An 11676-nucleotide genomic window follows, 5' to 3' on the forward strand; every position below is an offset into this window, starting at 1 on the left:
CTTGATCCGCGACACCCCGCAACCCGCACGGTCAGCGGCTCGTCCTACCTTTGCACGGGTAGGACGAGCTGCTCCGGGTGGTGTGTGCTGAGCTCCTGGTGGTGTGTGGAGCCAAAGGTGGTGCGTGTAGCCGCGGGTGGTTCGAGGAGCCAAGGGTGGTTCGTGCGGCCGCGGGTGGTCGCGAAGCGGAGACCAGCGCCCCAGCGCGGCGCAGCGCGCCGGCGGCTCAGACGTCGGGGACGGAGACGGTGGGGACCTCGCCCTCGACGATCACCTCGGCGCCGGTCTTCTCCCTGACCTCCTCGACGGTGACCCCGGGAGCGAGCTCGACGAGTGTGAACGCATTCCCGGAGACGTCGAGGACGGCGAGATCGGTGATGATGCGCTCAACGACGCCCTTGCCGGTCAGCGGCAGATCGCAGACCTCGAGCAGCTTGTGCGAGCCGTCCTTGGCGACGTGGTCCATGACGACGATGACGCGCTTGGCGCCGTGGACGAGGTCCATCGCCCCGCCCATGCCCTTGACCATCTTGCCCGGGATCATCCAGTTCGCGATGTCGCCGTTGGTCGCGACCTGCATCGCGCCGAGGATCGCCGCATCGATCTTGCCGCCGCGGATCATGCCGAAGCTCGCCGCCGAATCGAAGTACGAGGCGCCGGGCAGCATCGTCACGGTCTCCTTGCCCGCGTTGATGAGGTCCGGGTCGACCTCGTCCTCGGTCGGGTACGGGCCGACGCCGAGGAGGCCGTTCTCGGACTGGAGGACCAGGCTGACGCCCTCGGGCAGGTAGTTCGGCACGAGGGTCGGCATGCCGATGCCGAGATTGACGTAGCTGCCGTCGGCGAGTTCCTGCGCGGCACGTGCCGCCATCTGGTTGCGTGTCAGTGACATAGGGGCTCTCCTCAGGCGCTCGCGGCGGGGGTGGGGCGCAGGGTGCGCTTCTCGATCGGCTTGTCGGCGACCTGCTCGGGGGTCAGGGGCACGACGCGGTGGACGAAGACGCCGGGCACATGCACCTGGTCCGGGTCGATCTCGCCGGGCTCGACGAGCTTCTCGACCTCGGCGATCGTGATCCGACCGGCCTGCGCGGCAGGGGGATTGAAGTTGCGTGCCGAGGAATGGAAGACGAGGTTGCCGTCGCGGTCGCCGATCGCGGCCCGCACGAGCGCATAGTCGGGAGCCAGCGACTCCTCGAGGACGTACTGCTTCTCCTCGCCGAAGGTGTCGAAGACCCGCGTGTCCTTCGCCGGGGACTCCTTGATCACGTTGCCGTCCGCATCGTACTTCCACGGCATGCCGCCCTCGGCGACCTGCGTGCCCGCACCGGTGATCGTGTAGAACGCGGGGATCCCCGCACCACCGGCCCGCAGCTTCTCCGCGAGCGTGCCCTGCGGGGTGAGCTCGACCTCGAGCTCACCGGAGAGGTACTGCCGGGCGAACTCCTTGTTCTCCCCGACGTAGGAGGCGATGATGCGGCGCAGCCGGTGGTCGGCGAGCAGCACGCCGAGTCCGCGGCCGTCGACGCCGGCATTGTTCGAGATCACCTCGAGGTCGGTCGTCCCCTGGTCCCGGATGGCCCGGATGAGGTATTCGGGTACGCCGACGACCCCGAACCCGCCCACGGCGATCGACGATCCATCGGCAATATCGGCCACCGCCGCTGCGGGCGTGTCAACTACTTTGTCCATGAGCCCAGTCTGCCACGGACGTCCCCGAGGGTCCGTGCGAGGTCCGTGATGTGGGCCACCTCGACTCCCGTGCCCAGCACGGTCTCACCCCCGCCGAGGAGGTGGTGCAGGAATTCGGGCCACTCGTCCGGCCGTGGGGTCGAGTGGGAGACGAGGATGCCCGTGGGCCGAGTGCCTGTGTCCGCATCGCTTGCGGCGGCTTCGGCCCAGGGGATCTCCCTCGTGCCGTCGGCGCCGGCCACGGCGAGGGTCCCGGAGCGGACCAAGCGCCGGGACGCCACGTCGGGGTAGGCGCGGATCGCGGAGTTGACGTCGATGAAGTCGGCGTCCACGGGAGTGCTCAGGGCCAGTGCGGGCGGATTGAAGACGAAGATCTCCTCCGCCGAGGCGATCGCCGGGTCGGTCTCGAAGCCGAGGGGGACGAAGGCATGGAAGTCCCCGTCCGGGACCGTCGCGGGATCGATGCCGCCGGCCCCAGAGGATTGGGGGTCGCTAGCGGGGGAGTCGCCGCCGTTCGCGGGGGAGTCGGCTGCGCTTCCGGTGCCGCTGTCCGTTGCGTCCCCGCCCCGTGCGAGGATGACGCGGCCGCCGCCGAGGAGGACGCTGAGGACCGCGACGAGTTCGCGCCAGTGGAGACCGGACGGGGAGGGGACGAAGAGCGTGAAGTCCGGTCCGAGCTCGTAGTCGCCGAAGAGCCCGACTCCCTTGTGCACCCAGTTGGCGATGACGGGGCCGGTGAGGTCGAGGCTGTCGTAGTCGGGTCCGCGCCAGAAGAGCACGGGACCGCCGGTGCGGCTGAGTCGGGTCAGTGCCATGGGTGACCTGCTTTCGTCGGGGCGAGAACGTCCGGGGGCGGAACGTCAAGGGTTCGTAACGTCAGGGGGTCGGAATGTCAGGGCTGGCGGAGCGCCCGCGGTCAGTCCGCGGGAGGCCGCTCAGGGGGTGAGGAGACCGATGTCGATCGTCACCCCACGGGGGAAGGAGCCGAGCTCGCCGTCGGCCCAGTGCCATTTCGTCGTCGCGGAGAGGTCTTCGGCGAAGAGCGCGGTGTGCATGCGTTCGACGAGCGAGCCGAGGCCGACCATCGCCTCGAGCAGCGGGGGACCGTCGGCCTGCGTCATCGCCGGCGAATCCGAGGGGCTCATGATGATCCGCGACCCCGCGCCCTCGATGCGCATCCGCCAGGCCGCGTGCCCCGGAGTCCGGGAGATCCCGCCGCGGACGACGCGGATCGCCCGGGAGACGCGTTCGAGGATGTCGTCACCGCCGTCACCGGCCGCCGGACGGCCCGGCACGGTCTCGACGCCGAGTCCGCGCTGGATCGCCTCGACGTGGCCGTAGCGGAACCAGTCCTCACCGAGGTCGCGGCACAGTGCCTTCGCCCCCGCTCTGCCGTTGTCGAGGTAGCCTCCCGCGCCGCGCACGAGCGCCATGGGCAGACCGCGGGCCGCGCCCTTGACGAGGTCGGCGGCCGCGGCGATCTCATCGGCGATCGCCCGCACGGTCACCGTCTGCACGCGTCCGTCGTCATCGGGCAGGCCCCGCTGGTCGTCGAGGCCGGAGAACCCGGAGAGCCCGAGCGCGATGTCGCCGACCCCCACCCGCCACGGACGCGAGGTCGTATCGGAGACGACGACGCCGATGCGCACGTCGAAGGCCTCCTCGACGCGGGCGCGCAGCTCGTCCGCCGAACGGTCGGCGTCGATGGGATGGAGGACGACGTCGCCGCCGGAGTTCGACTGATCGAGGCCCGCCGCGGCCTGCACCGTGCCGGCACGGGTCCGCACCACCTGAACGGTCGTGCCCGAGGCGTAGCTGCGTTCGGCGACGAGGTGGGTCGAGGAGTGGGCGACGAGATCTTCGAACTCGGCGCGGTCGGCCACCCTCGTCAGCCGCCCCGCGGCCTTCGAGACGACCTTCGAGGCGATGACGAGGACATCGCCGTCCTTGAGGTCGATGCGGTTGCGGCGGAGGCTGGTCACGAGGATCGCCGCGAGGTCGGACCCGGGACGGATGTCGTCGTCGACCGGAGGGGCGTAGACCGTGAGGAGTCTGTCGTTCATGCCCGCGCTCGCTGTCATCCCTCCATATTCCCACCTCGGGCGAACGAATCCGAAATTCTCACAGTCTCATCTGGCGGACCCCATGGATAGTGGCAGGGAGGCATGTGCATCCCCATATGTTGTGTCGGCGGCGCGTGTGCATGTGAAGGTGTGCTCGAATACGAGCTCGCGGACCGCCCAGATACTCCACGAGGGCTTGACTCGACGGTAATGACACGCGTGTAATTTATACCTAAGGGGAACGCGCTTAGCACGAATTCACGGATTCGGTTGGCACAACACGCTGAGCGTGGGAAAGGGGAACATCGTGCAGAGCGCACAGAGAAAGAGGCTCGAGCAGGAGGAGCACTCCGTCGTACCGGGAGTGACATCCCGCAGCGCCGGCGACTGGTTCGTCGAACCCGGCGCCAGGACTCCGGACACGCTTCCGGACCCGCTGGCCATCGACCCGAACGACCTCACTCCGCTGCCCGTCGACGATACCGCAGTCTCACCGCTGTCGCTGCTCCTCGGCGCCGCCGAGGACGGGGAACTGTCCTGGCAGGACCAGGCGCTGTGCGCCCAGACCGACCCTGAGGCCTTCTTCCCAGAGAAGGGCGGCTCGACGCGGGAGGCCAAGCGCGTCTGCGAATCCTGCGAGGTCCGCTCCGAATGCCTCGAGTACGCCCTGGCCAATGACGAGAGGTTCGGGATCTGGGGCGGCATGTCCGAGCGCGAACGCCGCCGACTCAAGAAGCGAGTCGTGTGAGGCCTGCTGTCACCGTCGTCGTCCTCTCCGGCGACGACTCCTCCCGTGCCGAGCTCGAATCGGCTCTGCGGCGGACCCACCCCGAGATCCCCGTCGTCGATCTCGGGGGCCTCGCCGTCACCGAGGCGATTGAGCTGCCCGCGGTCTCCGGCAGTGAGTACCTGTGGTTCCTCACGCCCGACTCGCGCCCGGAGCCCGGCTGCCTCGACGAACTCATCGAAGCGATCAGCGCCACCGAGTCCATCGCCGCGGTCGGTCCCAAGCTCATGGCCGGGGAGAGGATCGTTTCCGCAGGAGTGACGACCACCTCGGCGGGGGTGCGCCTCAACCCTGTCGGATCCGGCGAGATCGACCAGGGCCAGCGCGACGGCGAGGGCGAGACCCTGGCCCTCGACCTGCCGGGCATGCTCATCGCCACCGCCGAACTCTCCCGGGTCGGCGCCCCGAGCCGGGCGCTGGGACCGGCCTACCGCGGCATCGAGTTCTCCCGCCGCTTCCGCGACCTCGGCAAGCGCGTCGTCCTCGCCCCGCACGCCCGCTTAGGCATCTCCGCCACCGAGGCGGCCCAGCTGGGCACTTCGCCCCGTCCTCCGCGCGCCGCCGCCCACATCCGGACCGAGCAGCGCTACCGGCTCAGCCTCGCCCGGCCCGGACTCGTGCCCTTGGTCTGCCTGCTCGCGCTCACTCGCCTCGGCGACGGACTCCTCGCCCTCCTCGGCAACGACCCGCGCACCGCGGGATGGCACTTCCGCGCGCTCTTCGGCCTCTCCGCCGACGTCAGCGCCACCGCCCGGCTGCGCAGGGCCAACGCGAAGCGCGCGCGCCTGGGCAGACGCGCGAACAGCGCCCACCTCTCGGCGCTCTACGCCGACCCCGACGAACTCGCCGTCCAGAGACGCAGCCTCGTCGAGGCCGGCGCCCGTCCGACCCCCGGCGAGACCGCCGACACACTCGACGACGCCGACCTCCACCAGGTCGGGGACACCGAAGAGGCCATCGACTCCTTCTCCCGCCTCGAGGTCAGCGGCTCAGCGGGCATCTTCACCCACCCGCTGACCTACCTCATCCTCATCTCAGGCGTCCTCAGCGGCCTCGTCTCCTTCCGGCTCTTCGGTCCAGGCCACCTCGTCGGCGGGGCCCTCGGCTCGACCGATGTGAGCTTCCCCGACCTCGTCGGGCGCCTCTTCGGAGGCTTCCTCGACGTCGGCACCGGCGCCGACGTCCCCGCCGACCCGCTGCAGCTCGTCCTCGCCGTCCTCGGTCTGCCCTTCCTCGGCGACATCGACCTCACCGTCCGCGTCCTCATCCTCCTCGCCCCGGTCGCCGCCGCGATCGCCGCATACGCGGCCGCGGGGATCCTCGTGCGCGGACGCTGGATCAGGGCGCTGGCCGGACTCCTCTGGGTCGTCGCCCCGCTCTTCCTCACCGCGCTCTCGACCGGTCGCCTCGGCGTCGTCCTCGCCTGGATCGTCGCGCCGCTCTTCGTCCTCGCGCTGACCCGCAGCCTGCGCACCGGTTCGGTGTCCGCCGCGGCGACGGGCGGACTCCTCCTCTTCGTCCTCGTCGCAGGCGTCCCGCTGCTGCTCGTCGTCGGCATCGTGCTCACGATCGTCCTGCTCGTCCTCCGCCGGGGGGCACGCCATCTGTGGCTGCTCGCTCCCACGCTCGTCCTCGCCTGGCCGTGGCTGCTCGGCGTCGTCACCGAACCCGGGACGCTGCTCACGATGCCCGGGCAGGCGCTGGCACCGAGCGCTCCGCCGACCTACCTGCTCGCCGTCGGCTTCCCCGCCCCGCTCGACCTCCAGTGGCTGACCGGTGTGCTCACCTCGCTCGGCGTCGCCCCGGGTGTGGCCGGCACCGTGGGCCTGTGGGCGCCGGCGATCGTCCTGCCCATGCTCGTCCTCGCGTTCCTCACGCTCATCGAGGCCCGCATCCCGCTGCCGATCCTCACCTGGACCGTCGGGCTCTACCTCGCGGGCCTGCTGCTCGCGACCCTGCAGGTCCACCTTCCGGCCCAGGTCGGTCCCTTCCACCTCATCGGCTCCTACCCGGCGGCCGGTCTGACCCTGACCAGCCTCGGCGCGATCGCCCTCCTCGTCCTCGGTGCCGACCGCCTCGGCGCCCGCAGTCGGGTCGCGCCCATGCGCGTGCTCACCGGTCTCGTCGCCGTCGCCGCCCTCGGCTTCGCCGTCCTCGGCACCGGTCCGGCCTTCACCACCGCCGACACCGTGCGGACTGCTGAGCACGGGTCGGTGCCCGCACTCGCCGCCGATCGTGCCGCCGGAGCAGCCGAAGCGCGCACCCTGCGCCTGAACGAGGTCGACGGCGAAGTGCTCGCCACCCTCGTCTCCTCTGACGACGGCACCGTGGTGGGCACCTCGACGATCCGCTCCGCCGAGGCGGTCGGCGGGCCGCCGTGGCAGCGCAGGCCCCTGCCCATCGGCTCCGACCAGGTGCTCGTCGCCCAGGCCGCCGCCGCGCTCTCGGCCGATGACGCCGGTGACGTCCGCGACCTCCTCGGCCGGCTCGGCGCCGACTTCGTCCTCGTCGATTCCGGCGACGACTCGCTGCGCAGCTCCGTGGCCGCGGCCACCGGGCTCGTCGAGGTCGGCCCCACCGAGTCGGGCACGCTGTGGCAGGTCGACAAGCCCTACAGCGGCCGGTACCTCATCGCCGAACCCGACGGCACGCTGAGCACCGCCCCGGTCTCCGGGGGGACGATCGAGATCGCTCCCGGTGCGGAAGGACGCACGCTCATCGTCGCTGAGTCCGCACACGGGCTCGAGGCCGCGATCGACGGCACGTCGCTGCCGCGCCCGGCCGAACCGAGCGCCGACTGGGACGAGGAGTTCTCCCTGCCCGCCGCCGGCGGCACCGTCGAACTGCGCGAGGGCTCCCCGCTTGTGGCCGCCGGTGTCATCGCCGGCTGGGTCCTCGGGCTCGTCTGCCTCGTCGTCGCCCTGCCCATCGGCAGCCGCGCGCGACCCCGCAGGACCGCCTCGGCGACTCACTCGCCGGTGAAGCCTGCGGAGTCGAAGAGTGCTGAGCCGGAGACTGCGGGGCCGGAGGGGACTGATTCGGCGAGTGCGGAGTCACCGGCTGAGGCAGGCGCGGCAGCCGATCGGACATCGTCGACGGCGACCGCCAGGAGCCGGAAGTCCTCGAAGAAGGCCTCGAGGAAGTCCGCGAAGACCAAGGCCACCAAGGCCAAAGCCACCAAGGCCGACGGGTCGACGACCACGATTTCCGACGGCAGCGCCAGTTCCGACGACAGCACCGGCTCGGCCGACGGCACCGGCCGCAGAGACGGGAGTCCGGAGCCTCCCGTGCGGACACTGACGAAGGAGACGCCATGAAGCACAACCGCAGCCTCGTCACCTTCGCCGCGATCGCCGTGCCCGGAGTCCTCGTCGCGACGACATCGTTCCTCACCCCGCTCGCCTCGGGGACGCTGGACCGCAGTCCCGAACAGGTGCGGATGCCCACCGCGGACACCCGCGTCATCTGCCCCGGCCCGCTGCTCACCGACAAGGCCGCCGAAGGCACCGATGCCGAGTTCGTCGACGACTCCAATGTGAGCACCCGCGTCGTCTCCGCCACGGCACCCATCGGCGCCGCCGACGGCTCGGTCAGCGCCGCGCGCCTGCAGGTCGCCGACCTCGGCGGCGCCGCGGACTTCGACAACCCTGCCTCCGCGGGCTTCGTCTCCGGCGACGACCCCGTCGAGAGCACGAAGATCGTCACCGGCTTCGCCCGCCCCGGGGCGCCCGCGCTGACCACGGCGCTCGAGACCGTCGAAGGCACCTCGGGCGATCTCACGGGACTCGCGACACTCACGTGCGCCGCCCCGGCCTCGAACTTCCGCATCGTCGCAGGCTCCGGGCAGGCCGGTTCGAACTCCCAGCTGCTGCTGAGCAACCCCGGCACCGTCGCCGTCCAGGCGAGCATCCAGGTGATGTCGGCCGCCGGCGCCCGCGGGGAGCCGACCCGGCTGAGCATCAAGGCCGGATCGCAGCGCGCGGTGCGCCTGGCCGGTCTGGCCGGCGATGCCGCAGAGCTCGCTGTCGACGTCTCCGTCGACGGGGGAGTCCTCGCGGGCTCCGTGCAGGAGACGAAGCTCGACGGCCTCACCCCGCAGGGCATCGACCTCGCGGCCACCGGTGCGAACGCGGCCGACGAACAGGTACTCACCGGGCTGAGCGGCAAGAACGTGCGCGTGCGCGTGGCCAACCCCTCAGGCGACCTCGCCGAGGTGGGACTCAAAGCCTACGGGCCCGACGGCGAGTACGAGGTTCCCCGGTCCTCGCTCACCGTCGTCGCCGGCGGCGTCGCCGAGGCCGACCTCGGCGAACTCACTGACACGAGCATCGTCCTCACCTCGAACCAGCCCGTCCAGGCCGCGGCGACCGTGGCGACGAACGACGGCGGCAAGGGGGACTTCGCGACGCTCACGGCCACCGAGGATCTCGCCGACACCCAGATCATGGCGCTGCCCCGCACGGGCACCGCACAGCTCTACCTCTCACCCGGCCAGGGCCAGGTGCAGGTCTCGGGCATGCGCGACGACGGCACGCTCACCGATCCCCGCACCCTCGACCTCGCGCCCACCGCGACGACGAAGATCAGCCCCTCCGAGGTCTCCCCGGACGCCGTGCGCGCGCTCGTCATCAGCGCAGCGAACGCAGCAGGCTCGCAGTCCGGCGGCGTCCACGCGAGCCTGCTCGTGAATTCCGAGACGGGGCTCTCCGCGGTCATGCCCGCCCCCGCTCCGGCCGGTGTCGCCTACCGCGACATCAGGCTCGGGCAGTGAACACTGCCCGTCCCCGCTGCCGGGCCGGGCACGGCGCTCAGGGACCCCGGAGGAGTTCGACCTGATCGGCAAGCACCTCGGCGATGAGGCTCTCCCGCTGCCCGCCGAGGCTGTGGTATTCGATGGGCCTGCGGTAGAGGACGATGTGGGTCCGCCGCTGGTTCGTCGCGGGGAACACCCGCCCGAAGCTCGGTTCGCCCGAGGAGGCCGGCGGCACCGCATCGACGGCGAGGACGACATCGGCGAGGAGTTCGGGATCCCGGGCGCGATGCCGGGCGAACTCCTCGGCGGCGAGCCGGGCGAAGCTCTCGGCCCGGGACTCACGTGCGGGAACGTCGGCGCGGAAGAGCGGGGAGCGCAGGCCCCTGCCGTGTCGGTCCCGTCTGCGGCGTGTGCTCATGAGCGCTCATTCTACCGAGCCCGCCCCGGCGGCGCCTGCCGGATCCGGAGAGGTCCGACGTGTAGAGTTGTCGACTGTGTCAGCGTTACGAACGTGCTCGAAAGTCAGCTGCTCGCGCAGCGCCTCCGCGACCATGACCTATGTCCACGCGGACGCCTGCGTCGTCATCGGTCCCCTCGCCCGGCGCGCCGAACCCGGCGCCCATGATCTGTGCGCCGACCATGCCGCTCGACTCACCCCGCCGGTGGGCTGGGAGCTCATCCGCATCGGCGCGACCGACGAGCCGCCCGAGCGCACCCACGACGACCTGCTTGCGATCGCCGACGCGGTCCGCGAAGCCGCCGGCACCGCGGCGCGGCAGTCCGGTTCGACGCCGGCCCAGCCCGCCGCCGAGACCGAGGACGCCCGCACCCAGGAGGGCCGCAAGCACGGCCACCTGCGCATCATCGGCCCGTGAGCGCCACCGAGCCCGAACCGAAGGACACCCCCATGTCAGGTGAGAACATCCCCTCAGCCCGCACCCGCGCCCTGTCAACGGCCGTCGGTGCCTACGACATCCGGGGACGCATCCCCGACGAACTCGACGACGACATCCTCTTCGCCCTCGGCTGGGCCACCGCCGAGGCGATGCGCGAGATCCACGGGTCGACCGAGGTCGTTCTCGGCCACGACATGCGCCCGAGCTCGCCCGGATTCGCCCAGGCCTTCGCCGTCGGCGTCGAAGCGGCAGGCTCCCGAGCCGTGCTGCTGGGCCTGTGCTCGACAGACCAGCTCTACTTCGCCTCCGGAATCTTCGACCTCCCCGGGGCGATGATCACCGCGAGCCACAACCCCGCCGACTACAACGGGATCAAGATCTGCTCGCCCGGGGCCGGCGGAGTGAGCCTCGACTCCGGTCTCGGCCGCATCCGCGACCTCGCCCCGCATGCTCCGGTCCCCGACCCCACCGCACCCTCGGTGGCCGAGGACAGTGAGGCGGCTGCGACGATGCGCAGAGACTACGCGTCCCGGATCCGGGAGCTCACCCGCATCGACGACGTCACCGGCCTCACCGTCGTCGTCGACGCCGGCAACGGCATGGCCGGGCGGCTCATCGGCGAGGTCTTCGGCACCGACGCCGGTCTGCCGGCCGTGCCGCTGAGAGTCATCGGCCTCTACACCGAACTCGACGGGACGTTCCCCAACCACGAGGCGAACCCGCTCAAACCCGAGAACCTCCGCGACGTGCAGGCCGCCGTCGTCGAGCACAGCGCCGACCTCGGGCTCGCCTTCGACGGCGACGCCGACCGCTGCTTCTTCATCGACGAGACCGGGGCGACGATGTCGGCCTCGGCCGTCGGCGCACTCGTCGCCGAACGCGAGATCGCACGCGCCCGCAACACCGGACGCGACACCCCGACCGTCATCCACAACCTCATCACCTCCCGCAGCGTGCCCGAGGCGATCGCCGCCGCCGGCGGTCGGGCGGTGCGCTCGAAGGTCGGCCATTCGGGGATCAAGACCCTCATGCGCACCGAGGGCGCGGTGTTCGCGTGCGAGCACTCCGCGCACTTCTACTTCGAGGAGTTCTACTGCGCGGATTCGGGGATGCTCGCCGCCTGCCACCTCATCGCGGCCCTCGCCGAGGCCGAGGTGCTCGCCTCCTCGCTCGTCGCCGACCATGACACGTACCGGCAGTCGGGGGAGATCAACTTCACCGTCGCCGACCCCGATGCGGTGCTCGCAGCCTTCGCCGAGGCGGGCCCCGGTTTCGCCCCGACGCTCATCGAGGACCTCGACGGGATCAGCCTCCAGGGCGAGGACTGGTGGGTCAACCTGCGCAAGTCGAACACCGAACCCCTCGTCCGGCTCAACGTCGAAGCCCCGGACGACGTGCGGATGCGCGAGCTCACCGCTCGGGCCACCGAGGTCGTCCAAGGTCGCGTCGCATGACCGGCACCCGCCCCACCCCACAGACCCCAGGAGG

At 71.2% G+C, this 11676-nt stretch carries 10 protein-coding genes; 5 read left to right on the plus strand and 5 right to left on the minus strand.

The genetic code is table 11. The features are described 5' to 3' along the window. Positions 1 to 226 precede the first annotated feature (226 nt). The 4 genes from AAHA49_RS00875 to AAHA49_RS00890 all read right to left on the minus strand — a co-directional run bounded on the left by AAHA49_RS00875 (position 227) and on the right by AAHA49_RS00890 (position 3752). Positions 227 to 892 carry a CoA transferase subunit B gene (locus tag AAHA49_RS00875; protein ID WP_339392981.1) on the minus strand — a complete coding sequence of 222 codons (666 nt, stop codon included), beginning with the start codon at positions 890 to 892 and terminating at the stop codon, positions 227 to 229. Positions 893 to 903: 11 nt separating this feature from the next. Further along, positions 904 to 1689 carry a CoA transferase subunit A gene (locus tag AAHA49_RS00880; RefSeq protein WP_339392982.1) on the minus strand — a complete coding sequence of 262 codons (786 nt, stop codon included), beginning with the start codon at positions 1687 to 1689 and terminating at the stop codon, positions 904 to 906. Continuing rightward, positions 1677 to 2504 carry a hypothetical protein gene (locus AAHA49_RS00885; protein ID WP_339392983.1) on the minus strand — a complete coding sequence of 276 codons (828 nt, stop codon included), beginning with the start codon at positions 2502 to 2504 and terminating at the stop codon, positions 1677 to 1679. Before AAHA49_RS00885 ends, AAHA49_RS00880 begins: the two co-directional genes overlap by 13 nt. A 120-nt stretch (positions 2505 to 2624) precedes the next feature. Continuing rightward, positions 2625 to 3752 (minus strand): coenzyme F420-0:L-glutamate ligase, encoded by a 1128-nt coding sequence (locus AAHA49_RS00890; RefSeq protein ID WP_339392984.1) that lies wholly within the window; start codon positions 3750 to 3752, stop codon positions 2625 to 2627. Between the two features lie 307 nt (positions 3753 to 4059). Here AAHA49_RS00890 and AAHA49_RS17820 point away from each other — a divergent pair, with 307 nt between their 5' ends. The 3 genes from AAHA49_RS17820 to AAHA49_RS00905 are packed head-to-tail and all read left to right on the plus strand — an operon-like array spanning position 4060 to position 9310. Continuing rightward, the gene (locus AAHA49_RS17820) at positions 4060 to 4500 is read left to right on the plus strand and encodes a WhiB family transcriptional regulator (RefSeq protein WP_425286489.1); all 441 of its coding nucleotides are present in this window, start codon (positions 4060 to 4062) and stop codon (positions 4498 to 4500) included. After that, positions 4497 to 7856: a glycosyl transferase gene (locus AAHA49_RS00900; RefSeq protein ID WP_342036877.1), complete on the plus strand. Its 3360-nt coding sequence runs from the start codon at positions 4497 to 4499 to the stop codon at positions 7854 to 7856. Before AAHA49_RS17820 ends, AAHA49_RS00900 begins: the two co-directional genes overlap by 4 nt. Continuing rightward, the gene (locus AAHA49_RS00905) at positions 7853 to 9310 is read left to right on the plus strand and encodes a DUF5719 family protein (RefSeq protein WP_342036878.1); all 1458 of its coding nucleotides are present in this window, start codon (positions 7853 to 7855) and stop codon (positions 9308 to 9310) included. The genes AAHA49_RS00900 and AAHA49_RS00905 overlap by 4 nt, the downstream gene beginning before the upstream one ends. A 37-nt stretch (positions 9311 to 9347) precedes the next feature. On the opposite strand, the gene AAHA49_RS00910 is transcribed toward AAHA49_RS00905, so the two are convergent. Further along, entirely contained in the window at positions 9348 to 9710 is a 363-nt protein-coding gene (locus tag AAHA49_RS00910) for a metallopeptidase family protein (RefSeq protein ID WP_339392987.1), read from the minus strand. A gap of 133 nt (positions 9711 to 9843) precedes the next feature. On the opposite strand from AAHA49_RS00910, the gene AAHA49_RS00915 reads away from it, so the two are divergent. Beyond that, positions 9844 to 10167, plus strand: a complete 324-nt coding sequence (locus AAHA49_RS00915; protein WP_422614432.1) for a DUF3499 family protein — start codon at positions 9844 to 9846, stop codon at positions 10165 to 10167. 32 nt (positions 10168 to 10199) lie between these two features. Then, the gene (locus AAHA49_RS00920; protein ID WP_422614434.1) at positions 10200 to 11642 is read left to right on the plus strand and encodes a phosphohexomutase domain-containing protein; all 1443 of its coding nucleotides are present in this window, start codon (positions 10200 to 10202) and stop codon (positions 11640 to 11642) included. The last annotated feature ends 34 nt before the right edge of the window (positions 11643 to 11676 follow it).

The organism is Brevibacterium ammoniilyticum (assembly GCF_038429965.1).
Taxonomy (GTDB): Bacteria; Actinomycetota; Actinomycetes; order Actinomycetales; family Brevibacteriaceae; genus Brevibacterium; species Brevibacterium ammoniilyticum.

What these genes read in the sequence shown, in the direction of transcription:
- AAHA49_RS00875 (WP_339392981.1), bottom strand. Translation starts at nt 892, where the DNA reads ATGTCACTGACACGCAACCAGATGGCGGCACGTGCCGCGCAGGAACTC.
- AAHA49_RS00880 (WP_339392982.1), bottom strand. Translation starts at nt 1,689, where the DNA reads ATGGACAAAGTAGTTGACACGCCCGCAGCGGCGGTGGCCGATATTGCC.
- AAHA49_RS00885 (WP_339392983.1), bottom strand. Translation starts at nt 2,504, where the DNA reads ATGGCACTGACCCGACTCAGCCGCACCGGCGGTCCCGTGCTCTTCTGG.
- AAHA49_RS00890 (WP_339392984.1), bottom strand. Translation starts at nt 3,752, where the DNA reads ATGAACGACAGACTCCTCACGGTCTACGCCCCTCCGGTCGACGACGAC.
- AAHA49_RS00905 (WP_342036878.1), top strand. Translation starts at nt 7,853, where the DNA reads ATGAAGCACAACCGCAGCCTCGTCACCTTCGCCGCGATCGCCGTGCCC.
- AAHA49_RS00910 (WP_339392987.1), bottom strand. Translation starts at nt 9,710, where the DNA reads ATGAGCACACGCCGCAGACGGGACCGACACGGCAGGGGCCTGCGCTCC.
- AAHA49_RS00915 (WP_422614432.1), top strand. Translation starts at nt 9,844, where the DNA reads ATGACCTATGTCCACGCGGACGCCTGCGTCGTCATCGGTCCCCTCGCC.
- AAHA49_RS00920 (WP_422614434.1), top strand. Translation starts at nt 10,200, where the DNA reads ATGTCAGGTGAGAACATCCCCTCAGCCCGCACCCGCGCCCTGTCAACG.